Annotated in this window: 26 protein-coding genes and 1 pseudogene; 8 read left to right on the top strand and 19 right to left on the bottom strand. The window is 51.4% G+C overall.

Annotated elements, in window-relative coordinates:
• Together OQV04_RS25020 and iraD are read left to right on the top strand one after the other, a co-directional pair.
• Positions 1–61 (top strand): IS1 family transposase (locus tag OQV04_RS25020; RefSeq protein ID WP_071528444.1); only part of this gene is annotated, 61 nt, incomplete at its 5' end.
• A 9-nt stretch (positions 62–70) separates the two neighbouring features.
• Positions 71–451, top strand: a complete 381-nt coding sequence (iraD, locus tag OQV04_RS07405) for an anti-adapter protein IraD (RefSeq protein WP_274446649.1) — start codon at positions 71–73, stop codon at positions 449–451.
• Here iraD and hypT read toward each other — a convergent pair.
• The 4 genes from hypT to OQV04_RS07425 all read right to left on the bottom strand — a co-directional run bounded on the left by hypT (position 444) and on the right by OQV04_RS07425 (position 3,746).
• On the bottom strand, positions 444–1,355 hold the full coding sequence (gene hypT, locus OQV04_RS07410; RefSeq protein ID WP_000340758.1) for a hypochlorite stress DNA-binding transcriptional regulator HypT: 912 nt from the start codon (positions 1,353–1,355) through the stop codon (positions 444–446). The two genes, iraD and hypT, sit on opposite strands and share 8 nt — an antisense overlap.
• 64 nt (positions 1,356–1,419) lie before the next feature.
• Complete coding sequence (iadA, locus tag OQV04_RS07415; RefSeq protein ID WP_000568416.1) at positions 1,420–2,592, bottom strand: beta-aspartyl-peptidase; 1,173 nt, start codon at positions 2,590–2,592, stop codon at positions 1,420–1,422.
• Between the two features lie 12 nt (positions 2,593–2,604).
• Positions 2,605–3,066, bottom strand: coding sequence for a YjiG family protein (locus OQV04_RS07420; protein ID WP_000211957.1), 462 nt, complete (start codon positions 3,064–3,066; stop codon positions 2,605–2,607).
• Positions 3,063–3,746, bottom strand: coding sequence for a nucleoside recognition domain-containing protein (locus tag OQV04_RS07425; protein ID WP_001295597.1), 684 nt, complete (start codon positions 3,744–3,746; stop codon positions 3,063–3,065). The genes OQV04_RS07420 and OQV04_RS07425 overlap by 4 nt, the downstream gene beginning before the upstream one ends.
• A gap of 248 nt (positions 3,747–3,994) precedes the next feature.
• Here OQV04_RS07425 and kptA point away from each other — a divergent pair, with 248 nt between their 5' ends.
• The gene (gene kptA / locus OQV04_RS07430) at positions 3,995–4,549 is read left to right on the top strand and encodes an RNA 2'-phosphotransferase (RefSeq protein ID WP_001151855.1); all 555 of its coding nucleotides are present in this window, start codon (positions 3,995–3,997) and stop codon (positions 4,547–4,549) included.
• Between the two features lie 12 nt (positions 4,550–4,561).
• Here kptA and OQV04_RS07435 read toward each other — a convergent pair whose 3' ends face one another.
• The 7 genes from OQV04_RS07435 to mdtM form a co-directional block, all read right to left on the bottom strand.
• Positions 4,562–5,740, bottom strand: coding sequence for an MFS transporter (locus tag OQV04_RS07435; RefSeq protein WP_001139966.1), 1,179 nt, complete (start codon positions 5,738–5,740; stop codon positions 4,562–4,564).
• Positions 5,741–5,807: 67 nt separating this feature from the next.
• Positions 5,808–6,668, bottom strand: a complete 861-nt coding sequence (locus tag OQV04_RS07440; RefSeq protein ID WP_001317601.1) for an SdiA-regulated domain-containing protein — start codon at positions 6,666–6,668, stop codon at positions 5,808–5,810.
• A gap of 64 nt (positions 6,669–6,732) precedes the next feature.
• Entirely contained in the window at positions 6,733–6,990 is a 258-nt protein-coding gene (locus tag OQV04_RS07445; protein WP_000666413.1) for a DUF3343 domain-containing protein, read from the bottom strand.
• Complete coding sequence (yjiL, locus tag OQV04_RS07450; protein WP_001297641.1) at positions 6,987–7,754, bottom strand: putative 2-hydroxyacyl-CoA dehydratase activator YjiL; 768 nt, start codon at positions 7,752–7,754, stop codon at positions 6,987–6,989. Before yjiL ends, OQV04_RS07445 begins: the two co-directional genes overlap by 4 nt.
• Before the next feature lie 9 nt (positions 7,755–7,763).
• Positions 7,764–8,915 carry a double-cubane-cluster-containing anaerobic reductase gene (locus tag OQV04_RS07455; RefSeq protein ID WP_001324743.1) on the bottom strand — a complete coding sequence of 384 codons (1,152 nt, stop codon included), beginning with the start codon at positions 8,913–8,915 and terminating at the stop codon, positions 7,764–7,766.
• A 115-nt stretch (positions 8,916–9,030) separates the two neighbouring features.
• The gene (locus OQV04_RS07460; protein ID WP_001037390.1) at positions 9,031–10,311 is read right to left on the bottom strand and encodes a DUF445 domain-containing protein; all 1,281 of its coding nucleotides are present in this window, start codon (positions 10,309–10,311) and stop codon (positions 9,031–9,033) included.
• Positions 10,312–10,351: 40 nt separating this feature from the next.
• Complete coding sequence (mdtM, locus tag OQV04_RS07465; RefSeq protein WP_001137031.1) at positions 10,352–11,584, bottom strand: multidrug efflux MFS transporter MdtM; 1,233 nt, start codon at positions 11,582–11,584, stop codon at positions 10,352–10,354.
• Positions 11,585–11,898: 314 nt separating this feature from the next.
• Between mdtM and OQV04_RS07470 the strand changes: the two are divergent.
• The 3 genes and pseudogenes from OQV04_RS07470 to OQV04_RS07480 all read left to right on the top strand — a co-directional run bounded on the left by OQV04_RS07470 (position 11,899) and on the right by OQV04_RS07480 (position 13,370).
• Positions 11,899–12,595 (top strand): annotated as a pseudogene (locus OQV04_RS07470) (IS1 family transposase).
• A gap of 198 nt (positions 12,596–12,793) precedes the next feature.
• Positions 12,794–13,081 (top strand): BrnT family toxin, encoded by a 288-nt coding sequence (locus OQV04_RS07475; protein ID WP_001297643.1) that lies wholly within the window; start codon positions 12,794–12,796, stop codon positions 13,079–13,081.
• Positions 13,068–13,370: a BrnA antitoxin family protein gene (locus OQV04_RS07480; protein WP_000063160.1), complete on the top strand. Its 303-nt coding sequence runs from the start codon at positions 13,068–13,070 to the stop codon at positions 13,368–13,370. Before OQV04_RS07475 ends, OQV04_RS07480 begins: the two co-directional genes overlap by 14 nt.
• 33 nt (positions 13,371–13,403) lie before the next feature.
• Here the strand turns inward: OQV04_RS07480 and yjiA are convergent, their stop codons facing one another.
• From yjiA to btsT, 3 genes are read right to left on the bottom strand one after another with little or no spacing between them, the layout of a single operon-like run.
• Complete coding sequence (gene yjiA, locus OQV04_RS07485; protein WP_001297640.1) at positions 13,404–14,360, bottom strand: GTPase; 957 nt, start codon at positions 14,358–14,360, stop codon at positions 13,404–13,406.
• Between the two features lie 10 nt (positions 14,361–14,370).
• Positions 14,371–14,574 (bottom strand): YbdD/YjiX family protein, encoded by a 204-nt coding sequence (locus tag OQV04_RS07490; RefSeq protein WP_000467859.1) that lies wholly within the window; start codon positions 14,572–14,574, stop codon positions 14,371–14,373.
• 49 nt (positions 14,575–14,623) lie between these two features.
• Positions 14,624–16,774 (bottom strand): pyruvate/proton symporter BtsT, encoded by a 2,151-nt coding sequence (gene btsT, locus OQV04_RS07495; protein ID WP_001295524.1) that lies wholly within the window; start codon positions 16,772–16,774, stop codon positions 14,624–14,626.
• 376 nt (positions 16,775–17,150) lie between these two features.
• Between btsT and tsr the strand changes: the two genes are divergently transcribed.
• Positions 17,151–18,815 (top strand): methyl-accepting chemotaxis protein, encoded by a 1,665-nt coding sequence (gene tsr, locus OQV04_RS07500; protein ID WP_000919537.1) that lies wholly within the window; start codon positions 17,151–17,153, stop codon positions 18,813–18,815.
• A 48-nt stretch (positions 18,816–18,863) separates the two neighbouring features.
• Here tsr and OQV04_RS07505 read toward each other — a convergent pair whose 3' ends face one another.
• Positions 18,864–20,225: an MFS transporter gene (locus OQV04_RS07505; protein WP_000410144.1), complete on the bottom strand. Its 1,362-nt coding sequence runs from the start codon at positions 20,223–20,225 to the stop codon at positions 18,864–18,866.
• Positions 20,226–20,438: 213 nt separating this feature from the next.
• Entirely contained in the window at positions 20,439–21,353 is a 915-nt protein-coding gene (locus tag OQV04_RS07510) for a GntR family transcriptional regulator (protein ID WP_000091587.1), read from the bottom strand.
• Positions 21,354–21,491: 138 nt separating this feature from the next.
• On the opposite strand from OQV04_RS07510, the gene lgoD reads away from it, so the two are divergent.
• Positions 21,492–22,514 carry an L-galactonate oxidoreductase gene (gene lgoD / locus OQV04_RS07515; protein WP_000106030.1) on the top strand — a complete coding sequence of 341 codons (1,023 nt, stop codon included), beginning with the start codon at positions 21,492–21,494 and terminating at the stop codon, positions 22,512–22,514.
• Positions 22,515–22,653: 139 nt separating this feature from the next.
• Here the strand turns inward: lgoD and opgB are convergent, their stop codons facing one another.
• From opgB to dnaC, 3 genes are all read right to left on the bottom strand, one after another.
• The gene (gene opgB / locus OQV04_RS07520; protein WP_001292661.1) at positions 22,654–24,945 is read right to left on the bottom strand and encodes a phosphatidylglycerol--membrane-oligosaccharide glycerophosphotransferase; all 2,292 of its coding nucleotides are present in this window, start codon (positions 24,943–24,945) and stop codon (positions 22,654–22,656) included.
• A 253-nt stretch (positions 24,946–25,198) separates the two neighbouring features.
• Positions 25,199–25,693, bottom strand: coding sequence for a DUF2501 domain-containing protein YjjA (gene yjjA / locus OQV04_RS07525; RefSeq protein WP_001308243.1), 495 nt, complete (start codon positions 25,691–25,693; stop codon positions 25,199–25,201).
• A gap of 48 nt (positions 25,694–25,741) precedes the next feature.
• Positions 25,742–26,479 (bottom strand): DNA replication protein DnaC, encoded by a 738-nt coding sequence (dnaC, locus tag OQV04_RS07530; protein ID WP_000799911.1) that lies wholly within the window; start codon positions 26,477–26,479, stop codon positions 25,742–25,744.
• Positions 26,480–26,481 lie beyond the last annotated feature (2 nt).

Genomic DNA, 26,481 nt, shown 5'->3' on the forward strand with positions numbered 1-26,481 from the left:
ATCGGTGGAGCTGCATGACAAAGTCATCGGGCATTATCTGAACATAAAACACTATCAATAAGTTGGAGTCATTACCCAGGCTGTTTTACCTGAAATTTCAGGCAATAAAACGTCACCGCTGCGTAAATCAGTATGCAGCGATCTCCTCACTCTTTTTAATTCTCCTCATTCGGCATTACCGTCATTACTTGTTTCAGGCATGCCCGAGTGGCAAGTGCATAACCCGAGCGACAAACATCTCCAGAGCTGGTATTGCCGTCAGCTGCGTTCTGCACTGTTATTTCATGAGCCACGGATTGCGGCGTTGCAGGTTAATTTGAAAGAAGCGTACTGCCACACTCTGGCGATCAGCCTTGAGATAATGCTGTATCACGACGATGAATCGCTAACGTTTGATCTGGTCTGGGATAATGGCGGTTGGCGCAGTGCGACGCTGGAGAATGTCAGCTAAGCACAATCTCCAGCTCGCGCAGTTCACGCCAGAAGCGTTCGGCAACTGGATTCATGCGGGTATTCATCCGGTATGCATAGGCCTGAATCGGGATCACCAGTTCGTCCCGATTCAGTACAACGAGCTGCCCGCTGCGAATTTCTTGTTGGATGGCGTATTCCGGTAGCCAGGCAATCCCACAGCCGTCGAGGGCAACCTGCTTTAAAAGCTCGCTCATCGAAGAGACAAAAAAGGTGCTGAAACTTAACTCACTGTGGCGCGTCAGGGTGCGATTAATCAATCGCCCCATGTAGGAGTTGCGGCTGTAATTCAGTAACGGAAAGTGTGGCTGCGCGAGGTTAAAAAGTGCTTCTCCGTGTTCGTCACTGGCGCAAACGGGGAACAATTGAGATTCAAATAAGCGAATGTGGTCAAACGGCGCTTCCAGCAAATCTTCGTCGTGAAAGGAAAAAATACAGTCACTTTGCCCTTCACGCAGTTTATCGACCGCTTCATCGACATCAATAGCTTCAATTGCCCAGGTAAAGAGCGGCGGCATCTGGCTGATAATGGACGGTAACAGCCCGAGGGAAAGAGAGTGTGCAGCGGCTATTTTAATTTTGCGTTGCGCGTAATCGCTGCCACCACGGAGTTCTGCAAGGTTGCTCTCTAACTGTTGCAACAGATGGCGGATCTGCGAATGGAATATTTTACCTTGTTCCGAGAGTTGCAGCGGCGTCACCTGGCGGTTAAACAATTCAACGCCAATCGCCTGTTCCAGCGCACGGATGCGGCGGCTGAATGCCGGTTGCGAGACGTTGCGACTGACTGCTGCCTGGGAAAAATTGCGGCATTTTTCCAGGGTCAGAAAATCATAAAGCCATTTAGTTTCAATATTATGCAAAACCGCACCACAGTCATCCATTACGTTTTACTCTGTCAGCCGCCCTTGCGGGCATTCTACGTCCATTCGGGCGGCTGACAACCGTTTATGCCGTTTCAAACGTTCCTTTCACGCAGGCTTTGCCGTCTTTGACCATCAGCTTGCCGCGAGCGTATACCTGCTCAATGCGTAATTCTGGCGTCATGACCAGTAAGTCTGCGTCATTGCCTGGCAGAATTTCGCCTTTCCCGCTCAGGTTAAGGAAACCGGCTACGCTACTGGTGAGCGGGCGCAGGGCATCGCTGATACTGAAATCATAATCTTTGACCAGCACCTGCACGGTTTCCAGCAACGTTTCAAAACCGGCAACACCGATATGGGTTAAATTCCCTTCGTCATCGAAGAACGGCTGGCTACCGTTGCCGTCGGAGCTGAGGGTGACGCGTGCCAGCGGAATACCCGCCTGAACGGCGCGGGCAATACCTTCGGCAGGGGCGACTGGTTCGTCAATGCTGCTGGTGATATCGATGGTGCCGCCTTTGCGCGCGAACTCCAGCGCCTGCTCAAACAACGGAACGTTGCGGTTAACGTGGGTCGGCAGCAACTTGCTAATCGGCACATCGCAGTTTTCCAGCAGGTCATAGACAGGCTGTAACGCCTTTTTGCTGTCGCCCATGTGGAACACGGTGACGCCAGGTTTACCGCCGAGCAAACCGCCAACGCGGGATTCCGCCGCCATATTAGCCAGGTGATAAACGTCCGGTGCGGCAGAACGGTGATCAGAGATGGCGCATTTCACGCCAATCACGCGATCGATAATCGCCACGTCTTTTTCCACGGAACCCGTAATAGTGCGGGAAGGGACATGATAAGCGCCGGTCAGCATCCAGGCGCTGATGCCTTCTTCATTGAGCGCACGGGTCTTGGCGAGCAGGGATTCCGGGTGGCGAGAGATAGAGTCGGTGCCCAGCAGACCAACCACTGACGTGACGCCTGCTTCCGTCAGACGACTTAACGCCACTTCCGGCGTGCGCGTCGTGGGACCTGCTTCGCCGCCACCGCCAATCAAATGGACGTGTTGATCAATAAAACCTGGGCAGAGGATCTGCCCGCTGAGATCGACAACCGTGCAGTCCGGTACAATGTCAGAAGGGATATTACTGGCAACGGCGATAATTTTGCCGTTAGCGACGAGGACATCGCAAATTCCCCGATCTTCCGGCGCATACAAATGCGCTCCCTGCAGCAGGGTAAAACCGGCTGCGGTATAATCAATCATGGTAACTCCTTGTTAAACAATAAGCTGCATAACCCAGATCGACAGCAATGCGTTAATCACGCAGACCGTAATGATATGCGGGTAATATTTGGCATTCACTTCGGCTGTCCCCAGGCAGCGACCGACATTTTGCACCGGGTTGCCCATTAAATACATCGCGGGCAGTAAAACGGTGACATCGTGACCGGTTAATGCGCCAGCGGTTGCCAGACTGGCGGCAACACCGACTGCGCCACCCATACTCATTAACGCGGCTAAAAGGACGGTTGCCGCTTCACCGGGTAATCCCCACAGCGCCATTACGGGTTCACAGATATGCCCCACCCAGTCGAGCAGGCCGGTAATTTTCAGCGCCTGAATGATGACAAACGCCATCACCACGTTTGGCAGCAGGTTGGTCGTGGCGATAGTAAAGCCACGGCGCGCACCATCGATAAACATATCCATGATGTTTTTGCGGACCTGAGTTGTCATGCTTGCGCTCCTTGCGTTGGGTTGCGACGTTCTTCGAAGTTAAGCCAGACGCGCAAAATGTTGGCTCCGACAAATTTAAACACCAGGATGACTGCTAAAGGTACGATTACGGACGTGCCCAGAAAGGCAAACACCGCGACGCCGGAAGAGAAGTAGTTGGTGATAATGGCGCTACCGCTGGTTTGATATGCGGCGAAAATCACTTTATCGCGTTCGGTAATTTCACCTTCCTGCGCCAGCTCTTTGGTCATACCTGCGGCGGCATCGGTGTTTTGCAGGTTAGCGATCAGCGCCAGCGAGCAGATCCCTGGAATGCCCAACAACGGTTTTAGCACTGGCGTCATTAACTGCTGCGCGGCGCGTAATCCGCCAAGACCATCGGTAATTGAAATAATCCCCAGAGAGAGAATGACTGACGGTGCCAGCTCCAGCGCAAAGAGAAAGCCATCTTTAGCCCCCGCGCCACCCGCGCCGCGAAACGAGGTGGTGGCTCCGTTCGCACCAGGCAGTTGCCCAAACGATCCGTTCAGAACGGAAAAATCAAAAACGCGCCACCAACTGTCTGTCCCGGAAAAAACACCGGAAAAAAAGATTATGGTGAGAAAAAAAGCCAGATACCCTTTAATGCCCACTTTTTCTGTCGCCAGCTCCCCGGCTACAGCATCCCCTTGTTGTGTCATAACAATCCCCATTGTTTTTTGTGTTTGTGTGTTGCTTGAGCCAGGAAAATTCCTGGAGCTGAAAAACCTTATCAGCCATGTGGGTATGGGGAAAATGCAAGTATGTTTCTGACTATGCGTTTTTTGCATAGCGGTAAAATTACGCTGTGTGGAAAAGGTTCTACGCAGGATTGAGTTGCAGAAAATTCATAAACCCAGTGACAATGACATAGTAAATAAAAAACAGATAATCCAGGGACGAAAACGCGATGGCAAAGTACAACGAAAAAGAGCTGGCGGATACGAGCAAGTTTTTAAGTTTTGTCCTCCGACACAAACCGGAGGCGATTGGTATCGTACTGGACCGTGAAGGATGGGCGGATATCGATAAGCTCATACTTTGTGCCCAAAAAGCGGGCAAGCGGTTAACCCGTGCATTGCTGGATACCGTGGTTGCCACCAGCGATAAAAAGCGTTTTAGTTATTCCAGTGATGGTAGGTGCATCCGCGCGGTTCAGGGGCATTCGACTTCGCAGGTCGCTATTTCCTTTGCCGAAAAAACACCGCCACAGTTTCTCTACCACGGTACGGCAAGCCGTTTCCTTGACGAGATAAAAAAACAGGGGCTGATTGCAGGTGAGCGTCACTACGTACATCTCTCTGCTGATGAAGCAACGGCACGCAAAGTGGGAGCAAGACACGGATCGCCGGTTATTTTAACCGTCAAAGCACAGGAAATGGCGAAACGAGGCCTCCCTTTCTGGCAAGCGGAAAACGGGGTCTGGCTGACATCAACGGTTGCGGTCGAATTTCTTGAGTGGTAAGGGAAACACTCCTCATGAAGTGACCACTTGCAGCTTAAATAATTGTACTGTGCTGATAAGCGCAGCAATAAACAACGCCGCCGCGCCGCAGAGAGTGGCGCCGGCAAGCGCCGATGTTCCATTGCCGAGCATACTGGTCAGCGCCGGGCCGAGGATTTGTCCAATGCCGTAAATGAGCGTCACAAAGCCTAAAAGATTGAGATTTCCCGGTACGCTCAGTTGGCGGGCGATAGTCATCACCAGAGATGTCGTGCCCATAAAGGTACCGCCAAAACCAAGACTGCTGATGATAAGCAAGAGAGGCGAGTCGCTGGCGAGAGTAAGCAGCACACAGATAGCCTGCACCAGCAAATTCGCCGTCAGGCAGGGCAAAGCCCACCAACGTTTTGCTGCCCATAGCCAGCCAAAGCAACCAGGCACAATTGATAAGCCGACTAACGTCCAGAGATGGGCGGTTAACAATGGTGAGCCTGCATCTTTCGCCATGAGCGGCAGGTAAGTCGCGACGATGATATAACCAAATCCCGCCAGGCCGTACAGAATAGCCAGTAACCACCAGCTCATTATCTGTTGCTCCGTTTTTGCCAATGGCATTGGTGTGATGGCGTGTTTTTTCGAGGGCATTAAAAGCGTAAGTGCAATCAGCATCATGCCAGAAAGCGCCCCGGCGCCTTGCCATAACGTTTGCGAGGAGAGGTCAAAATGCAGGCCTGCCAGAACATATTCATTGCCCAGTGCGATGCCAATGCCAACGCCAGAAAACAAAGCTGCCAGCACAAAAGGATGGCGCGTGTGCTGCATAATCAGCGTCGAACCAAAAATCAGCATACCGGCGCTGGCGACACCTGCCAGGACGCGAATCAATAACACCAGAATAAATGGCAGCAACCATGCCATTGCGAGGATCAACAACCCGCTCGCCAGGGCAGAAGCCAACAGAAATGGGCGCAGGCGCGATGGCTGGTGAAATGCGCCAAACGAAAATAGCAGACTGCCAGCCAGATACCCCGCATAGTTGCCGCTGGCAATCCACGAGAGCTGGCTAAATGAAAACGATCCTTCCGCCATCATGACGGGCAACATAGGCGTATAAAGGAAGCGGCCTAAACCCATACCTAAGGTCAGAACCAGCATCCCGAAAAGCGCGGTGCTGAAAGAAAAGCGTTCTACGGGATGCGAGGGCGAAGGCATGTTTAACCTTGTTTGTCATTTTTGTTGTTAACAAGTTAATAACAAAAAGGTGAAACATGCCAGCCTGTTAATGCGATGATTGAGGGGTAAAGCGATAAAAACGATTTGGTTCGCTAACGATATAAATATTACCTGAGGCATCCATCGCAACCCCTTCGGCCTGTTTGATGTTATGCGACAAACCTCGACTGCCTTTGGTTAGTGACATTTCACCTATAACCTCGCCAGCCAGCGTTACTTCCTGGAGTGCGCGAGATTCATGAGACAGCACCAGAAGCGTATTTTTTTGTTGGTTAAATTCTGCGCCGGACACATCATCTAAAGTAAATTGCCGTTGTAGTGCCTTGTCTTTGCTGATGTGCAATTCATTGCTACTTAACAGCCCGTTAACTTTGTAGACCTCAATCGGGTTTTTCTCTTTAAAAAACCAGAAAGTGTGATCCTGGCGAGAATAGGCCAATCCTTCAAAACCGCAATTGGTTGGGGATTCCTGCAGCGGGATTTTTATTTTTTTGAGGATTTTTACTTCCGAGTTTGGGGTCAGTGAAATCACATAAATGGCATAATCGCGCTCATCGCTAATGACAAACTGATTATCGCCAATGTATTCGATCGTCTCGAGATCCTTAACAAAATCCAGAGGAATTGTGCGGATCAAATCGCCATTGGTGGTCATTTCAACAATGGCGGCAGGTTTGTTGATAGTGCTAAAAAGAGTATTGCTTTGTGCCGACCAGGTCAGCGAAGAGATATTATTCGTTATGCCTGCAATTTCTTTGCCGTCAATGGTGGCGTGGTAATTCTGAAATGATGCTGCATGATTGCTTTTACGGGCGCAAGATTGCACGAAGAAAGTACACACTGCCACAATGACAAAAAGAATCACAATAACGAAGATGCGTTTACTTAACGAAATACTTTTTGTCACGGTAATCCCTTTAAGGCAAATCAATAAGATATCGAGAAGTATACGTAGCGATCTTAATGAATCCTTAACGCGGAGAAATCCCGTAATGTGCAATGCAGCGCCAGCCACCATCCTGCTGACAATAAACTGATTCCGTATGCCCAGGGATCACCCATTGAATTTCCTCGCCAGGCGGACAGGTCAGCCAAATGCATAACCCGCAGCCGCCGCGTAAATCACGGGGAATATCGCTGACGCGAAAAGTCATGCCCGCTGCCTGCAACGCCTTGCGGGTTTGTATGACGCCGACCGTGGAGTGAAATAAAAACAGATACTCTTTCATGCGCGTTTTCTCTGCCGCTGACCGATCACCGCCGCGCCAATTGCACCAGCGAATTGCGCATCAGGGTGAGTTTGTACCGGCATTCCCAGATGGCTTTCCAGCATGTGGGTAAACCTTTGACAGTGGCTAACGCCACCAGTAAACAGAATCGGCGCTTCACAGGAGAGACGAGCAATGAAATTGGCGCTCCGCCGCGCCATCGCGTTAATCACTCCGGCGAGAATCGCTTCTGGCGCTACGCCCGCAGAGCGCAGGCTGATCACTTCTGATTCAGCAAACACTGTGCACATACTCGTGATGGCGTGCGGTATGACATTTTCGGTAATGCTGTCGAGTTGCTCGACGCTGGTGCCAAGCGTGCGCGAGATCACCTCCAGGAAACGCCCGGTGCCTGCCGCGCATTTGTCATTCATCAGGAAATCGCACAGGTTACCGTCATCATCAAGCTGAATCACTTTGCTGTCCTGACCACCGATGTCGATTACCGCGCGCGTTGCTGGCTCAAGAAACCGTGCGCCCAGCCCGTGACAGGAGATTTCCGTCACTTGTTTATCGGCAAAATCCACCAGTTGCCGTCCGTAGCCGGTGAGCGTCAGAAACGGCGTTGTCTCTAACCCTTCGCGCAGAGTTTCCCAGGCTTCAGTAATTGCTGTTGCCGGGCGAAAGGGTGTTGGAACGAGGAAACGGCGCGTAATCACGCCGTCAGCCAGTAAGATCCCTTTGGTGGCGGTTGAGCCGGAATCAATGCCAATCGAATATGTCACTGCCACTCCTTACAGCATCTCAATAAAGGCCGCGACACGGGTGCTGAGCTGCCCGACATCCGAGGTGGAGTAGTCTGTTTCAATAGCGATATAAGGAATGTTGTGCTGCTGGCGCACATGACGTTTAATCGCCAGCGATTCCACCGCGTAGGTATGGCACGCCTGCAAAATCACATCAACTACGCCATCGACCTGATATTCTTCAACCATCTGGCTGAGCATTTGCAGGCGCTGATCGTTCGGCGAAACACAGGAGCAGCCAATCGCCAGATATTTATCCGCCAGCGCGTCGTACACATCACCCGTTTCCGCCACGCATTGCTCGGTGGCTTTCGCCCCGGTGCAGTTTTCATAACCGACAACCCAGCCGCCATTCTCTTCAATCGCGCGCACCACTTTCTCTGCTGCGCCGCCAATTGGGCAGCCGGTGATTAAAATACGTGGGTGCGGGTCCAGTCGCTGGCCTTCTTCCCACTGCTGACGAACGCGGGCGGTCATTGCATCCAGTTCATTGATCAACGCCTCTTTATCGAACCGGAAGGTTGCGCCGTAGACTACTTTCAGAATGTCGCTGCCGCTAAGCGCTGGAGGATTTAACTGCCCCAAATGATAAAAGTTTGCCAGTGCGCGACGTTCGCGGTTTTTCAGCGCAATGGCATCGCGCAGAGCATCTTCGCTAATCTCGTGCCCAAAACGTTCTTCTACCGTTTTTTGCAAGCGCAGTATCTCGGCTTTCCATAATGCACGCGAGGCATCGTCCTTAACGCTGTTTGGCAGTTGCATCACATGAACGGGCTTAAACTCCGCCATGTATTCATACATTTTCTTTTTGCCGTCGCAGGTGGTTTCACCGACCACCAGATCAGAAAAGTAGAAGTAGGGGCATTTATCGGTTTTGCCGAAGCCGTAGCTGCTTTTAATCAGCGGGCAGAGGTTGCGCGGCAGATCTTTCTCGGCTTCTTCAATGGTTTCATCAGAGGTGGAACATAGCGAAACCACAACCGCACCGGCTGCCATCGGGAGCTCTTGCGGCATAAAGGTGCAGTAGGTGCCAACCAGCGGAATGCCGCGCTCCTTGAGATCCATGACGGTGAGAAAGCCTTTCTGGCGAGCTTCAGAGAACTGATCGAAAATGGCGGGTAGATCGGTGACAAGTGACATGATTTTCCTTCCCCGTACCACGGGAGATAATGAAAAGAGGCCACATTATTACCATTCTTTTAGTGTGGTTTATTTGATCTCTCTCGCGGTTAGCCACTTAGTTTTTCATGGATTTCTATAAATTGCCGAGGGGGAACAAGGCCGGGAGCTGCGACAGCAAATACAAAATAAGTCCAATACAACCGCCAACCAGCGTACCGTTGACACGGATAAACTGGAGATCTTTGCCGATATTTAACTCGATTTGCCGCGACATGTCCCGTGCGTCCCAGCTTTTTACCGTGTCGCTGATATGGCGAGTCAGGAATGCGGAAAACTCAGGCGCAATGCGGTGTGCGGCTTGTTCCAGATGACCATTTAACGACGCCCGCAAGGCATCATCGGCAATTAACGTTTCGCCAAACCATTGACCAGCCCGCGCGATACGTTCTTTCACACGAGAATCTTCACTGTTGATATCCGCTTTCAGCCATTCCCGTAAATCCCCCCACAATTCACTGAGATAGCGGTTAAAAGCTTCATCTTCTTTCAGATAGCTTTTTACGGCATCGGCTCGCGCCGCCATTTCCGGATCGTTTTTCAGTTTCTCGATCAGGGCGAAGGTAGCGCGATCAAACGCATGGCGGATCTGATGCGCACGATCGCGGCTGATATCATCAAGCAAAGAATTCACCGCGTCAGAAACCAACTCCGCGCTATGTTCGCCCAGCCATTCAGTGGGCAAAATTTTGGCTTTCAGTGGATGCTCGCTCTCCAGCCAGCGAACAATTTGCTGGGCAATAAACTTGCGCGATTTATCGCGCTGGAGAAGGGCGATCAACTGTGCGATCAGCGTATCCAGCAGCACCTGATGACGATCGTTTTTAGTCATACTCTCCAGCATCAACGCACTGGTGCCAGAAAGATCGACTTTATCAATCGCCCGGTGGACCGCGCGCTTAAGCAGGCGCTGAATACGCGCATCATCGGTTAGTTCAAGAAAACCGCTCATGATCTGCAACAGATGCTGACCAACGCGGCGGGCGTTTTCTGGCTGACTAAACCAGTTGCCAATCAACAACGCCGGTTCGTGACGTCGAATCAATGCCACCAGCGATTGGGTATCGAGAAATTTTTCCTGCACGAACTGGCCGAGATTTTCGCCAATCCGGTCTTTATTACGCGGAATAATCGCCGTATGACGAGAAATGATCGGAATCGGCACGCGGCGAAACAGCGCCACCACCGCAAACCAGTCCGCCAGCGCGCCGACCATCGCCGCTTCAGCAATCGCCTTCACGCCGCTCACCCAAAAATTGGGCGGCAAAAACAGCGTAACGACAAAGGTAGCAGCGGCGATAAGCAGTAAAGAGAGCGCCAACATTTTGGCGCGTCTGAGTTCAATGAGTTTATTCATAATGTTAAGAATAGAGCCTGACGGCAGGATCGCGCAAAAATCACCGCTCCTCCGCCAGCTCGGCAGCCTGATGTTGGCGCACGCGATTAAGCAATCCGGCCAGGGTGAAAACGACGATAACGCCTGCCACAACGGCTAACAGATGAAACGGCAAGCGACCGCTGTTAAACCACAGCCAGCGGCCGATTTCGACCGAGACAGACATCACCATCAGGATCACCATATTCAGCGATGCGGAGACGGTCCCTTTCGGTAAGTTATTGGAAAACAGCGTAAAGCGGAATAAGGTCGGGAAAATCAAACCAATCCCGAAAGCATACAGACTGGTGCCCAGCACCGACCACAGCCAGACGTGCGGTGACAGCAGATTGCCGATAATCAACAGCGCGAGGCCAACCAGTTGAAGGGGTACGGCACGCCAGATAAAGCGCGGTTCGGTCGGATCTTTAACGAAACGCGCCACGATGGCATTCGCGACAATCACCGCGCCGAACACCGGAACCTGTGTCCAGGCGAACTGCGAAGTTGTTAAGCCGCCCGCGTCGATCAGGATCACCGGCGAGACAGCCACCCAACTCATCATGGGGATATAGCTTAAAGAGATGGTTGCTGCGCCAAAGAGGAACAGCCGATTGCAAAAGACATTACGAAAATCGCGCAAGACGCTTTTGGCGCTAAATGGAACCGCGCCGCGCTTCACCGTCTCTGGCATCGCCAGCAGTAAGCCAACAAATGAGATAAAACCCATAACCGCAATGATGGCAAAAAGGACTTTCCAGTGCACAAAGTGCATCAGAGCTGCGCCGGAAAGCGGGCCAATAATCGGCGCAATCAGTACGATGGAGGTGATAATCGCCATCAACTTGATCCCTTTTGTCTGTCCGAACGCCTCCTGCACCGTGACATAACCAACGGTGGCAATAAAACAGATACTGGTGCCCTGAATTGCACGCGCGATAAGAAACTGTGTCATAGACGTTGTGAACATTGTCGCAGCGCAGGCAAGGGTAAATATTAGCGCCCCGGTAATCAGCACCGGCCTGCGGCCAACCCTGTCGGAAAGCGGCCCCAGCAGCCACTGCAATGCCATGCCTCCAGCGAGATAGAGACTGACGGCAGCCGGGGCCAGACTGACATCGGCATTAAAATCACGGACCACATTAATGATCCCTGGCTGGATCAGGTCCGTCGACAGATACGCAGCAAAGTCATACAAAATCAACGCCATCGGGAAAAACAGCGTGGCGGCATGGCGGGCAAAAAAACGTGGCATAACAAACAACTCCTTGTCCGGAGAACCCCAATGGGGAAAACGAAATTCAATACCGTCGGTAATGACGAAAGGCAGGCGAGAAGGACAAATGTACTGAATTTCATGTAATCAACCACACTGCCTGCGAATACACAGACAGAGAAATACCTTCTGACTCCAGGTCAGAATGTATAACGATTACAAATAGTCATCAGCACATTACACCTCTTTAATTGATGGCTTGCATAGAAAATATACACCTTAAGTGTAATTAAAATTTGGTAATGCTGCCAACTTACTGATTTAGTGTATGATGGTGATTTTAAGGTGCTTGCGTGGCTTCCATTTCCATCAGATGTCCTTCCTGCTCCGCTACTGAAGGCGTGGTGCGTAACGGCAAAAGCACTGCCGGACATCAGCGCTATCTCTGCTCTCATTGCCGTAAAACATGGCAACTGCAGTTCACTTACACCGCCTCTCAGCCCGGTACGCACCAGAAAATCATTGATATGGCCATGAATGGCGTCGGATGTCGCGCCAGTGCACGCATTATGGGCGTTGGCCTCAACACGGTTTTACGTCACTTAAAAAACTCAGGCCGCAGTCGGTAACCTCGCGCATACAACCGGGCAGTGATGTGATTGTCTGCGCTGAAATGGACGAACATTGGGGCTACGTCGGTGCTAAATCACGTCAGCGCTGGCTGTTTTACGCGTATGACAGGATACGGAGGACGGTTGTGGCCACGTCTTCGGTGAACGCACTCTGGCCACACTGGAGCGTCTTCTGAGCCTGCTGTCGGCCTTTGAGGTCGTAGTATAGATGACGGATGGCTGGCCGCTGTATGAATCACGCCTGAAGGGAAAGCTGCACGTTATCAGCAAGCGTTACACTCAGCGCATTGAGCGACATAATCTGAATCTGAGACAACATCTGGCAAGGCTGGGACGGAAGTCACTGTCGTTCTCAAAATCGGTGGAGCTGCATGACAAGGTCATCGGGCATTATCTGAACATAAAACACTATCAGTAAGTTGGAGTCATTACCCGACAGCGAGGTGTTTAGTGTGCCATGTCAGGCGAGAAATTCTATTGGATGAATCAAGTCCAACTTACTCATTGTCAATTTCATGGTTGATTATTCGAAACGTGATGCTATTTCCAACATCAACGCTATAATTGCAGAATAATTGTAGATACATTTTTGTATATACAATTAGGGATGGCAATTATGCCAATGGAGTTTGAATGGGATGAAAACAAGGCCAAAAGTAATCGGGTGAAACATGGCATCCGCTTTGAAGATGCGGTGTTATTGTTTGATGATCCACAACATTTGTCACAGCAAGAACGCATAGAAAACGGTGAGTATCGCTGGCAGACAATCGGCCTGGTTTACGGCATCGTGGTTATTCTGGTTGCGCATACCATCCGTTTCGAAAGCGGAAATGAAATTATTCGAATCATCAGTGCACGAAAAGCAGATCGTAAAGAGAGGAATCGCTATGAGCATGGTTAAACATAAACGAGGGACCTCCTCTACACTCGATGTGCAGCATGAGGCCGAACTGAAGGCGCTGACGAATAAATCCGACGAAGATATTGATTACAGTGATATCCCACCTTCCAGCGATGAGCAATGGTCTAACGCCGAACGCGGTAAGTTTTATCGGCCATTGAAAACTCAGGCTTCGGTGCGTATTGATGCTGATGTGATGGAATGGTTGAAGCGACCAGGTAAAGGCTATCAAACTCGCCTGAACGCAATTTTACGTGAAGCGATGCTGCGCGATCAGAACAAAAAATAATTCAGGCCGCCACATGGCGGCCATCATCCAAAATTACTTCCTCAACCCCGCAAACGCTGCCCGAATCTCTTCCTCCGGCAACTGAATCCCGATAAACACCATTGTGCTATGCGGTTTTTCATCGCCCCACGGGCGGTCCCAGTCGGCGCTGTAGAGGCGCTGGACGCCCTGGAACAGCAGGCGGTTAGGTTCGCCGTCAATCCACAGCATCCCTTTGTAACGCAGCAGTTTATCTGCCGATTCCAGAAGCAGGTTTTCCATCACCCGGGAAACTTCGCTGATATCTACCGGGTAATCCAGTTCCACCACAATCGACGAAATATCGTTTTGTTTATCCGCGATAAAGTGGAAACGCGGTTTGGTGCTGACGACGTTCTCTTCCAGCATAAAACCGTTGGTGTTGAACAGCAGGCCCAGGTCGATGTCGCCGTGGGTGACGGTGTAGACCGGTGCACGGGCGTTGATGCGCGCCAGGCGTTCACGCAGTTTTTCTGCTTCGCCTGCGACGTCGGTTTTGGTCAGCAGAATACGGTCGGCGTAGCCAACCTGGGACTGGGCGATGGTGAACTGGTTCATCTGCTCGTCGGCATGTACCGCATCCACCAGCGCAATCACACCGTCCAGCAGGTAACGCTGGCATAAAATCTCATGGGAGAAAAAGGTCTGAATAATCGGGCCGGGATCGGCCATGCCGGTGCATTCAATGACCAGACGGTCAAACTGAATATTGCCCTTGTCGAGATTATCCAGCAGGTCGAGTAGTGCGTCTTCCAGCTCGTTGGAGCGCGAACAGCAGATGCAGCCGTTGGTCAGCGTTTTGATCTGCGTGGCGCGGTCGCCAATTAGTTGATCATCAACGGAGACTTCGCCGAATTCGTTTTCAATCACGGCAATCTTGTAGCCGTGTTGTTCGTTAAGAATATGGCGCAGCAGGGTGGTTTTTCCCGCGCCTAAAAAACCGGTGAGTAGGGTAACTGCAATCGGGTTCATGCTCTCTCCATTAACAACAGCGCATACCGCCTTTACCATCGCCGCCGTAGCGCGCGTTCTGGCGTTCGCGGAAGAATTCTTCATAGCTCATGTACGGCTTGTCGGGATGGTTGGTCTTCATATGCTCGACGTAGTTGTCGTAGTCTGGAATGCCAATCAACATCTTTGCCGCCTGGCCGAGATATTTTTTTGCCTGTCCTAAGTTACCAAACATAGTTCACTCTGATAAGAACAAAGCCCCGCCGAAGCGGGGCTAAACACGGTTAGTGGTGCGAAGAGATCTTCACGCCGCCTTCCGGGATTGGAACGTACGGTGTTTCTTTGTCAGTACGTTTGTCGCTGTTACGCACCGCAAGCCAGGTTTTGAAACCGTAGAAGATGATGCTGTACACCACAATCAGGAACAGAATACTCAGGCCCGCGTTGGTGTAGTTGTTCACAACGATGTGGTTCATGTTGGCAATCTGCTGCGCCGTCAGGTCAGTACCGTTAGCAATCTTCTCTTTGTACTGGCTTGCCATGTAGAAGAAGCCTTCCATCTGCGGGTTGGTGCTGAACAGTTTCAGACCCAGCGCCCAGGTGGTGCAGATAAGCAGCCATACAGCCGGAACAACAGTTACCCAGATGTATTGGGTGCGCTTCATCTTAATCAGCACAACGGTGCCCAGTACCAGCGCTACGGCTGCCAGCATCTGGTTGGAGATACCGAACAGCGGCCACAGGCTCTTAACGCCGCCCAGCGGATCGACCACGCCCTGATACAGCAGGTAGCCCCACAGACCCACACAGCCCGCAGTACCGATGATACCGGCAACCAGAGAGTCGGTTTTTTTCAGGAATGGGATGAAGTTACCCAGCAGGTCTTGCAGCATAAAGCGGCCAGAACGGGTACCCGCATCCAGCGCGGTCAGGATGAACAGGGCTTCGAACAGAATACCGAAGTGATACCAGAAGCCCATGTCAGCCATCGGCAGCACTTTGTGGAACACATGAGCGATACCTACCGCCAGCGTCGGCGCACCACCTGCACGGTTCAGGACAGAAGGCTCACCAATGTCTTTCGCGGTTTGCAGGATCTGCTCTGGCGAAATCACGAAGCCCCAGGAGCTGACGGTCGCCGCCGCGTGTGCGGTAACGTCTTTCAGCTGCGCCATGATGATCGGCGCGTTCTCGCCACCCATTTCATGCAGGTTAGGCATGGTGATGCCAAGGCCCGCAGGCGGGGTATTCATCGCGAAGTAAAGACCCGGTTCGATGATGGACGCAGCAACCAGCGCCATAATCGCCACGAAGGACTCCATCAGCATTGCGCCGTAGCCAATGAAACGCGCGTCGGTTTCGTTAGCCAGCAGTTTCGGCGTCGTACCGGAAGAGATCAGCGCGTGGAAGCCAGATACCGCACCACAGGCGATGGTGATGAACAGGAACGGGAACAGAGCGCCTTTCCACAGCGGGCCAGTACCGTCAATGTACTGGGTCATCGCAGGCATTTTCAGTTCCGGGTTCAGCACCACGATACCCAGCGCCAGGCCGACGATAACGCCGATTTTCAGGAAGGTTGCCAGATAGTCGCGCGGTGCGAGGATCAGCCACACCGGCAGCAGTGCGGAAACAAACGCATAGCCAATCAGCGCGAAGGTAATGGTGGTGTCTTTAAAGGTCAGTGCCGGACCCCAGTACGGATCGTGAGCAATCACGCCACCGAAGTAGATAGAGGCAACCAGCAGCACGATACCAATGACAGAGACTTCACCCACACGCCCCGGACGGATAAAGCGCATGTAGATACCCATAAACAGCGCAATCGGTACGGTTGAGCAAACGGTGAAGACACCCCACGGACTTTCGGCCAGGGCTTTAACCACAATCAGCGCCAGGACGGCGAGGATGATGATCATGATTAAGAAACAGCCAAACAGCGCGATAGTCCCCGGTACTGGTCCCATCTCTTCTTTGATCATCTCACCAAGAGATGCGCCATTACGGCGAGAGGAGATAAACAGCACCATAAAGTCCTGAACCGCACCGGCCAGCACGACCCCCGCCAGCAGCCACAGCGTGCCAGGCAGGTAGCCCATCTGCGCGGCGAGAACCGGACCCACCAGCGGACCAGCACCGGCGATAGCGGCGAAGTGGTGACCAAACAACACGTAACGGTTGGTCGGAACGTAGTTCAGACCGTCGTTGTTAATAACCGCAGGCGTCGCGCGCGTGGGGTCGAGTTTCATCACCTTCTGGGCGATGTACAGACTGTAGTAGCGATACGCCACCAGATACACCGACACAGAGGCGACCACGATCCACAGGGCGCTGACGTGCTCCCCCCGACGTAATGCAACTACCGCGAGGCAGAATGCACCGATGATTCCGAGAATCACCCAGGGTATGTGCTTGAATATCTTTTTAGTATCCATAGTAAAACCTGGCATGTATTGATTAATAGTTGGCCGAAGCCGTTCTAGGTTTGCGTTGCGTTTGAGGAGGTAAATTGACCGCTATCCTGTAGTGATGTTGCCAGAGTTACGCGCGCGTAAAGTAAGGTAAATAACTGAGTGGTTATTTTAGGGATGTAAGCGGTCAGTTTTGCGGTTGAGCGGCAAAGGCGTCGTTTAAGTGACGATAAATATGTGATTCATATCACATATTTATATTGTGAGTAATTTATGTAAATAATGGCTTTTTAAATTCAGAGTGTGAATAAAATTACTCGGCGTAATCTCCGCGGGATATTCATAAAGTTTTTCCTTTCCTGGCCGAAAATCTTGCATCGGTCCACAGGAAAGAGAAACCATGTTAAAACGTATCAAAATTGTGACCAGCTTACTGCTGGTTTTGGCCGTTTTTGGCCTTTTACAACTGACATCAGGCGGTCTGTTCTTTAATGCCTTAAAGAATGACAAAGAAAATTTCACTGTTTTACAAACCATTCGCCAGCAGCAATCCACGCTGAATGGCAGCTGGGTCGCGTTGTTGCAGACGCGTAACACCCTCAACCGCGCGGGTATCCGCTACATGATGGATCAGAATAATATTGGTAGCGGTTCAACCGTTGCTGAGCTGATGGAGAGTGCCAGTATTTCGCTGAAACAGGCGGAAAAAAACTGGGCGGATTACGAAGCGTTGCCGCGTGACCCGCGTCAGAGCACCGCCGCAGCGGCAGAGATCAAACGTAATTACGATATTTATCACAATGCGCTGGCGGAGCTGATCCAACTGTTAGGTGCAGGCAAAATCAACGAGTTCTTTGATCAGCCGACCCAGGGATATCAGGACGGTTTCGAGAAGCAGTATGTGGCTTACATGGAGCAAAACGATCGGCTCTATGATATCGCCGTCAGCGATAATAATGCCTCCTACAGCCAGGCGATGTGGATTCTGGTGGGCGTGATGATCGTCGTACTGGCAGTCATCTTCGCCGTCTGGTTCGGTATTAAAGCCTCGTTGGTAGCGCCAATGAATCGCCTGATTGACAGCATTCGTCATATTGCAGGCGGCGATCTGGTGAAACCGATTGAGGTGGATGGCTCTAATGAGATGGGGCAACTGGCAGAGAGTTTGCGCCATATGCAGGGAGAGCTGATGCGTACCGTCGGTGATGTGCGCAACGGGGCCAATGCCATCTATAGCGGTGCCAGCGAAATCGCTACCGGCAATAACGATCTCTCTTCGCGCACCGAGCAACAGGCCGCTTCGCTGGAAGAGACGGCAGCCAGCATGGAGCAACTGACCGCAACGGTGAAACAGAACGCCGAAAATGCGCGCCAGGCCAGCCACCTGGCGTTAAGTGCTTCTGAAACGGCGCAACGCGGCGGCAAAGTGGTAGATAACGTGGTGCAGACTATGCGCGATATCTCCACCAGTTCGCAGAAAATCGCCGATATTATCAGCGTAATTGACGGCATTGCCTTCCAGACCAATATTCTGGCTTTGAACGCGGCGGTTGAAGCAGCGCGCGCGGGTGAGCAAGGGCGCGGTTTTGCGGTGGTCGCGGGTGAAGTGCGTAATCTGGCCCAGCGCAGCGCTCAGGCGGCTCGTGAAATTAAAAGCCTGATTGAAGACTCGGTGGGGAAAGTAGATGTTGGCTCTACGCTGGTCGAAAGCGCAGGGGAAACAATGGCGGAGATTGTCAGTGCCGTGACCCGCGTGACGGACATTATGGGCGAAATTGCTTCTGCTTCTGATGAGCAGAGCCGTGGTATCGATCAGGTTGGCTTAGCGGTTGCTGAGATGGACCGGGTAACTCAACAGAACGCTGCGCTGGTGGAAGAATCTGCCGCTGCCGCCGCCGCGCTGGAAGAGCAGGCCAGTCGCCTGACCGAAGCTGTGGCAGTGTTCCGGATTCAGCAACAGCAGCAACAGCAGCGTGAAACATCGGCTGTGGTAAAAAACGTGACGCCAGCTACGCCGCGTAAAATGGCAGTGGCAGATAGCGGGGAGAACTGGGAAACGTTTTAATCGCCATAAAAATGCCCGATAAGCAAAATGTTATCGGGCATAGGGAGTTTAATCTTTACGCGGGTCGTTGATCGGCTGACGAACCAGGAAGATGTACGCCAGTGCTCCCGCTGCGGTGACGCAACCGCAGATGATTAGTGCCAGACGGAATGAGTGGGTGGTATCAACAATAAAACCAGTAATGATCGGCGCAAAAGAGGCGCAGATGAAGCTGGCAAAGTTCTGGATACTGCCCACCGACGCCGTCATGCGAGAAGCAACTGCGACGTGGATCAAGCCCCAGCAGGATGTTCCGGCAAAGTGAATACAGAACAGTGCCATGCCAATCAGCAGAACCGCCGTCATGGATGTTGTCGCTTGCGGTACGACCAGCGTAAAGGCGGCAGAACAGAACATCCCGGCAATAATGCAGATCTTACGGCTTTTAATCGGAGCCATTCCCCCTTTGACCAGCCAGTCAGTAACGTAACCGTTGACCAGCATCCCGGCAGCCCCAAACAGGAAAGGGATAGCCGCCATCAACCCTGTGCTTTTTAAATCCAGGTTATAGGCTGTTTGCAGGTAACCAGGAAGCCAGGCCAGATACAGCCACGCAGTGTAGTTGATGCCACTGAATCCGAGCATCATTCCCCACATTGTGCGGTTACGGAACAGGCTGCGCCATTCGGCAAAACTGAGCGGATCTCGGCGGGCATTGACGCTACCTGCATTGAGATAAGCTTGTTCAACGGCAGTCAGTTCTACGTGCTCGCGGTTGCGATAGAGCATATACCAGCCAATGGCGAGAAAAATCCCCAGCACACCAATGGTAATAAACATCCCACGCCAGCCCATCACCAGCATCATCGCCGCCAGAATCGGTGGGCTTACGGCAACGCCAATGGTAGAAGCTGCGTTGAAGAAGCCCATCGGGCGTCCGCGCTCTTTGATGTTGAACCAGTCGTTAATGACTTTTACGCCACATGGGTTCATCGGCGCTTCACCAATCCCCATACCGATACGCACCAACACGAACTGCGTAAAGCTGTGCACCATGCCAGACATGGCCTGGAACAGTGACCAGAAGAACATCCCCAGTCCCAGCATCAGGCGTGGGCCTTTACGATCCAATAGTGGGCCGCAAGGAAGTTGCGCAATCCCGTAAGCGAGTGAAAACACGGAGAGCAAAGCGCCGATTTCGGTGGCACTTAATCCCAATTCTTCACGAATCGTTAAATTTGCTACCGACAGCGAACTGCGGTCGAGATAATTGATTACCGCCGCAAAAAATAATAACAACATGGCGGTGGTTTGAATGCGTTTAATTCGGGTACTGCGTTGAACTAATCCATCTGGTGGCACGGGAATATCTGCCGACGAAGATGGAGTAAATGAAGAACGCGGATCGAGGGTGATATTTTCTTTTTCCACGCCGGACTCCTGTATTTATAATTTTAATTGTTTACGTAATTGTGCATTACGCAAGGTTGACATTAACGGCAGGTTAAAGTTTTAGGACTTTACTACCGCTCACAAAAACATTTTTAGTCGACTGATTGTGAGCATAGGTAAGCGGGAATTTCCCGGTATTTATCTTTTGATAAAACCGTGCACCGCTAATAGTTTGCTGTTTTTAATCCGTACTTAATGAGCATAACGCGTGTTCTCATTAATGGATCGAATCATTGATTGTTTAGCTGAATTCAAATGGTTACGGAGCGCAAGGGTGGCATCAAGGTCACTGCGGCAAATCAGAGCGCTGAGAATGGTCATATGCTCATCGACGGCAATGATATTGCGCTGTTTAAGATCGCTTTCGTCCCATTGATAGTGAAAATGAAAGATGACTGAGATGATCTCAAGAGATTGATCAAAAAAGATATTGTCGGCAGCTGAAAGCAGTAAGGAGTGAAAATCTCTGTCAAGTTGCGAGAACATGCGAAAGCTATTGCCGATGTTGTCACGCAGTAGCCGATGACGTTCGAGCATGGTTTTCGCCTGCAGCCAGCGGGGATCATGATCAGGCAGGTTGAGAAAGTGCTGAAGTGAATGTGTTTCGAGCATTTCGCGTAGTTCAAACAGCTGCTCGGCGTAGGATTGATCGAATTGCTTCATGCTCCACTGGCCGCGCTTTTCGCTTTGAATAAGATTATAACGGCCGAATTTTAAAAGATATTCTCTTACTACAACCGGGCTGACACCCGCGGCCCGAGCCAGTTGCAGTTCAGAAAAAGTTTCCCCAGGGCGTAACTGGCGCTGGTTTATCATCGTGAAAAAAGCCTGCTCAAACACTTTGTTTTGTTCACTCATTGAAGCGGTAGTACAGGCGAAACCGTCATCATGGTCAGGTTTACGCGCAATCACATAGTCGTTTCCAACCTGCGTTAAGACGCCGCATTCGCGTAAGTGGCTGAGAATATGACGCACTGTAGTGCGGCTGATGTTGTACATTTCCGCCAGCGCACTTTGCGATGGAAGTGGGGAAGGGATATGACCCCGCACCATATCATCAATGACCTGGTTAATCACATTGTGGCGTAAATTTTGTGAACGACTCATATTTTCCTCCTTGTGAGTCCATTAAAACCCGATTTAAAACATTTTTATGCGTGTGTTTTCACAAAACAGATTTTCCGTTCCGCTGCCATTTTTCATTTTTATTGATATCTAAGGCAACAAAAAATGGAGAGCCGAATCATGTCTACGATGAATGTTTTAATTTGCCAGCAGCCGAAAGAATTAGTCTGGAAACAACGCGAGATACCTATTCCGGGTGACAATGAAGCATTAATAAAAATTAAGTCTGTCGGGATTTGTGGTACCGATATTCATGCCTGGGGTGGAAATCAACCATTTTTTAGTTATCCACGTGTTTTAGGCCATGAAATATGTGGGGAGATTGTTGGGCTGGGTAAAAATATTGCTGATCTTAAAAATGGTCAGCAAGTTGCTGTGATCCCTTATGTTGCCTGTCAGCAATGCCCGGCGTGTAAAAGCGGGCGTACCAATTGCTGTGAAAAAATTTCAGTCATTGGCGTGCATCAGGATGGCGGTTTTAGTGAGTATTTGAGCGTGCCGGTGGCGAACATTTTGCCCGCAGACGGTATTGACCCGCAGGCGGCAGCATTGATTGAACCTTTCGCTATTAGCGCTCATGCGGTGCGTCGCGCAGCCATTGCTCCCGGCGAGCAGGTGCTGGTGGTCGGGGCGGGGCCAATCGGTCTGGGCGCGGCGGCAATCGCTAAAGCCGATGGCGCACAGGTGGTGGTGGCGGATACCAGTCCGGCGCGCCGTGAACATGTGGCAACGCGTCTGGAATTACCTTTACTGGACCCGTCAGCCGAAGATTTTGACGCGCAGCTACGGGCGCAGTTTGGTGGTTCGCTGGCGCAGAAAGTGATCGACGCGACAGGTAATCAACATGCGATGAATAACACCGTGAATTTGATTCGTCACGGCGGCACGGTGGTATTTGTCGGCCTGTTTAAAGGTGAGTTGCAGTTCTCCGATCCGGAATTCCATAAAAAAGAAACGACGATGATGGGCAGCCGCAACGCCACGCCGGAAGATTTTGCTAAAGTCGGTCGACTGATGGCGGAAGGAAAAATCACTGCCGACATGATGTTAACCCATCGCTATCCGTTCGCCACGCTGGCAGAAACCTACGAGCGCGATGTGATTAACAATCGTGAGTTGATTAAGGGTGTAATTACTTTCTGATAAGGCGAGATTATTAAAGTTGCCATGCAGCGTCCGGGGAAGTGTTGGGCGCTGTTTTTTTTCTGTTTCTCAATGATGTTTTGTAGGCCGGAGAAGATGTGTAGGTCGCACCTTATGCGACCTACACATCAGTCAGAAATTACCCTTCACGTTCCACAACTTTAATTTCCACCATGCCGATCCCGAGCTTACGCGGAGAGTGTCCGAGGATATTCCCTTCGTTGGTTGAGACAGGTTCCGGCGGCACAATTACCAGTGTGTCGGCATCGGTTGGGTTATCGAAATGCAGTGTGGTGGTGGTCACTTCATTGCCCAGCACAAGAGTTTGTTCTTCATTGCCTACGCGTACCGGAATAGGACGGCTGGCGTTATTGCCGTATGCTTTGGCGGTAATCACCAGGTCAAATTTCTTCGGCAGCGGATGCTTGTACTCGATTTTTACTTCATCGCCCAGCTGCGCGTTGGACCAGCGGCCCCACGACTCTGGACGGGAAATCCCACTAAACTGTTTCACCTCTTCTGGCGCACCGGCGACGTTGAAGATGAAACTGTCGGCTTTGTAGCGAATATCGTTATCAACAATTTTCAGCGTATCGACATTGCCTTTATAACGCGCCATGTCGATGACCGTATCTTTAAATGCCGTTTTGCCCTGCCATGTTGTTTTGTCAACATGCTGAACAATTTGCTGACCGCCAAGCTGCCCTTGCGAGACACACCAGTCGGTGGAGAGTGCCAGTTCCGGAGCCCAGAGTTGTGCCATCTTATAGCAACGGTCAACCCAGACGAAATTGTCGCGTGGAGCGAAATCGGCCAGCTGGAAACGCAGCGGTGCTGAGTATTCGCTTTCCGGCAGCGGTTCCACGCGTTTGTCTGAAACCCGCAACAGCAGTGGCAAACGGAAATGGCTACCCGAGAAGGCAATCATGTTTTTCTGCTGGTCGATGGTGAACTCTTTCATCTCTTTAGGGAATTTCCACAGGCGGATGATATCCGGCTTCCACGCCAATGTTTTCTCTTTGATATTGAGGAAGATTTCCGACATTGACTGCCCGGATAAACTGCTACGACCAAGTCCGAGATAGTTATCGCCACCGAGAATGTCCAGCACCGTCGCGCCGTTATCCATCGTGTTACGCTTCACTGCCAGCGTCTCTTGCTGCGGCTTGTCGCCACGAATGACAAAAAACAGGTTATTGCGATCCTGCTTATTAAGGTATTTCCACGCCGTGTTGTTCATCGCTAAATGGTCAGAAGAGACGACGATGACGGTATCTTTAAACCACGGTGACGCTTTGATTTTGTTGATAAACGCCGCGATATTCTCCTGGCTGCAACTTACCGCGCTGAATGACTGGTTCGGCTTACCGTCAAAATCATATTTTTTGCGGTTACAGGTACGCGAGATAAAACCATCCGGGTGATGGGTATCGACTGTCAGGGTAAACAGTGAGAATCGCTGACCTGAGCGGGAAAGCTCTTCAAACTTTTTCCACGCTTCATCGAGAACGGTATCGTCGTAGAATCCCCAGTCGTTGCGATAGTGCGGGTCGGCCACCACGCTTTTCAGCTCTTCTGAGCCGTATAAGTGGTCGAAGCCATGCGACTTCAGGAACACATCTTTACCGGCAAAACGCAGATTCGCGCCCTGCACGAAATAGTTCTGATAACCCGAGTTTTTCAGGATATCGCCCAGACAGATGTTCTGCGGGAAGAAGCTGGAGACAGAGGCGGAGGCGTTGCCTTCAAAGGGGGCAAACAGCGGTATGCCGCACTGAGAAGCCACCATGCCCGCAATCGTGTAATCCGTTCCTGGCAGCTGCTGCGTGTGGCTGAAATCCAGGCCTTCATTTTTCAACGCGCCCAGTTCAGGCGTGAGATCCGGGAAAGCTTCGTTATCAAAATAGGTCCGCTCGAGACTTTCGCCGTAGATATAAACCAGGTTGAGTTTCGGGTCAGGGATAGTTTTCGACGGCTCTTTATAATAAGCCGCAAAGTCCGGGTCGCCATCGCGTGACTGGGATTTCACCAGTTCCGTTATCTGACGAAATGCCGGGCTGGCATCCACTGAACCCAGCGCCAGTAAGAGTGCCAGCAGGCTGTAACCAAAATGGTGCGGATGATGGCGACGACGGCGCAGGATCCAGCCCAGCGCACCGAACACCGCCGTCAGCCCCAGCACAATGCCGATACCCGGAAGAATGTATTTGCTGACACCAGCACCGGTCAGGCTGTTGGTTAAGGTATAGAGAACCGCGTCGTTAATACCATCGCCAGTAAAATAGTCGCTGGCAAACAGGGTGATATTTAAAACGACAAATAGCCCCAGCACCGTTAACGTGGCTGCAAACCACCAGGTGTTACGTCCCGCTTTCCATGCGTAAATCAGCACAGAGGCGAGAAAAAGGGCGAAAGAGAGTAGTTCTGACAACGGGCGATCCTCACTAAACCGGGCCGTTTAGCCAACGTTTAAGCTTTTTGAGAAGCACAATGTAATGGCGTCGCCATATTGCTGCAATTCTAGTGTCAAAAAAATGCGATGTTGTTAGGAATTAGTTTATAAACAGACTTTTTTGATTACGGTCGCTTCCCGTGTAACAGGGGGAAAACCGTCCAGGAGCAGGGAAAAGGGCAGGAGAGAGCCGCGTCAGCCGGGTAACAGCTAAAACGCGGCGTTTCGCGGTTCAGGAAATGAAGTTCAGCCCCTGCTTTAACACCAGATCGCAGGCTTTGGTTTTCACCTTTTCTGCCAGCGGAGTCGTTCCGATATTATCCAGATTGAGTTGCTGACCATCTTTAGTTTTCAGCAAACCCTGAATGCCATCCAGATAGTTGGTGTCTTCTTTTTGCTCTTCACTGTTCAGGCCCAGTTTTTCCAGTACCTGATTCTTGATGTTTTCGGCATCGGTTACCGACGCCAGCTTTTGCTTCGCGCAGTATTGCAGAATGCCTGCGGCATTGTTCATGTTATCTGCGCTTAAGGCCTGGTTTCCGCTGCTAAGCAAGTTAGTTAATGACGCGAGCGACCAACCGCCTTCCTGTGTCGTGCTGTTTTGGTTGCCAAGTTCGCTGGCGGCGCTGGAGAGCGCATCTTTCCAGGACGCAGCATGCACCCCGGTGGAAATTAATGCGCTGGCGGCAATGGCACAGCACAGAAGATGTTTAACAGTTTTCATCATCATTACTCAAGGTGGAATTGTGTCGCAGTATACCGCCAGAAACGGGGATTAATACTCTTTACCTGTTACCCGGCTACGGTAGCTATCCCAGTTGAAGATCACCCACAAACTGTTACCCAGGCGCATACGGTCCATCACGCGTTCGCCCAGCAACTTGGTCATCTCTTCCATATTACTGTTGGTCAGCATCCCGGTTGGGCGTTTGGAAGAAGAGCGGCGATCGACGATCTGGTTGATGATCACTTTTTCGTATTTCGATTCGGTCTGCACGCCGATCTCATCGATCACCAGCAGATCAACGTTGCTCAGATCGTTAAGCAGTTGTTCTTCACTGGTACCGCTATTCCTGAAGGTATCTTTCATCGCCGACATAATATCGGCCACGGTGATGATCAATACGGATTTACCGCGTAGCAGCAGCTCGTTGCAGATTGCCGCCGCCAGATGGTTTTTGCCGGTTCCTGGCTTACCAGAAAAGATGAAGCTGGCGATGTTGCCGTCAAACTCTTCGACATACTGGCGCGCTTTGCTTAACGCATTCATCTGCCCTTCACACTCAACGCGATAGTTCTCAAAGGAGCAGTTCTGATGCAGTGGACGAATACCGGAGCGGTTAAAGGTGCGCTGCATTTTCATCGCCCGATTTTCACGTTCGAGAGCGGCGGAGCGGATCGCCCCTTGTTCTTTCTGCCAGGCCAGTAACTCTTCACCCGTTTTGAATGCAGGTTTGATATGGGCAGGCATCATTTTTTGCAGGCGTTGCATCAGGTCGCCAACGTTTTTCATCG

Origin of the sequence: Escherichia sp. Lx600-2, from assembly GCF_036662595.1 — a bacterium.
GTDB classification, from domain to species: domain Bacteria; phylum Pseudomonadota; class Gammaproteobacteria; order Enterobacterales; family Enterobacteriaceae; genus Escherichia; species Escherichia coli.

Coding starts and splice junctions, on each gene's coding strand:
- hypT (WP_000340758.1), bottom strand. CDS start 1,355: ATGGATGACTGTGGTGCGGTTTTGCATAATATTGAAACTAAATGGCTT.
- iadA (WP_000568416.1), bottom strand. CDS start 2,592: ATGATTGATTATACCGCAGCCGGTTTTACCCTGCTGCAGGGAGCGCAT.
- OQV04_RS07420 (WP_000211957.1), bottom strand. CDS start 3,066: ATGACAACTCAGGTCCGCAAAAACATCATGGATATGTTTATCGATGGT.
- OQV04_RS07425 (WP_001295597.1), bottom strand. CDS start 3,746: ATGACACAACAAGGGGATGCTGTAGCCGGGGAGCTGGCGACAGAAAAA.
- kptA (WP_001151855.1), top strand. CDS start 3,995: ATGGCAAAGTACAACGAAAAAGAGCTGGCGGATACGAGCAAGTTTTTA.
- OQV04_RS07435 (WP_001139966.1), bottom strand. CDS start 5,740: ATGCCTTCGCCCTCGCATCCCGTAGAACGCTTTTCTTTCAGCACCGCG.
- OQV04_RS07445 (WP_000666413.1), bottom strand. CDS start 6,990: ATGAAAGAGTATCTGTTTTTATTTCACTCCACGGTCGGCGTCATACAA.
- OQV04_RS07455 (WP_001324743.1), bottom strand. CDS start 8,915: ATGTCACTTGTCACCGATCTACCCGCCATTTTCGATCAGTTCTCTGAA.
- OQV04_RS07460 (WP_001037390.1), bottom strand. CDS start 10,311: ATGAATAAACTCATTGAACTCAGACGCGCCAAAATGTTGGCGCTCTCT.
- mdtM (WP_001137031.1), bottom strand. CDS start 11,584: ATGCCACGTTTTTTTGCCCGCCATGCCGCCACGCTGTTTTTCCCGATG.
- OQV04_RS07475 (WP_001297643.1), top strand. CDS start 12,794: ATGCCAATGGAGTTTGAATGGGATGAAAACAAGGCCAAAAGTAATCGG.
- OQV04_RS07480 (WP_000063160.1), top strand. CDS start 13,068: ATGAGCATGGTTAAACATAAACGAGGGACCTCCTCTACACTCGATGTG.
- yjiA (WP_001297640.1), bottom strand. CDS start 14,360: ATGAACCCGATTGCAGTTACCCTACTCACCGGTTTTTTAGGCGCGGGA.
- OQV04_RS07490 (WP_000467859.1), bottom strand. CDS start 14,574: ATGTTTGGTAACTTAGGACAGGCAAAAAAATATCTCGGCCAGGCGGCA.
- btsT (WP_001295524.1), bottom strand. CDS start 16,774: ATGGATACTAAAAAGATATTCAAGCACATACCCTGGGTGATTCTCGGA.
- tsr (WP_000919537.1), top strand. CDS start 17,151: ATGTTAAAACGTATCAAAATTGTGACCAGCTTACTGCTGGTTTTGGCC.
- OQV04_RS07510 (WP_000091587.1), bottom strand. CDS start 21,353: ATGAGTCGTTCACAAAATTTACGCCACAATGTGATTAACCAGGTCATT.
- lgoD (WP_000106030.1), top strand. CDS start 21,492: ATGTCTACGATGAATGTTTTAATTTGCCAGCAGCCGAAAGAATTAGTC.
- yjjA (WP_001308243.1), bottom strand. CDS start 25,693: ATGATGAAAACTGTTAAACATCTTCTGTGCTGTGCCATTGCCGCCAGC.
- dnaC (WP_000799911.1), bottom strand. CDS start 26,479: ATGAAAAACGTTGGCGACCTGATGCAACGCCTGCAAAAAATGATGCCT.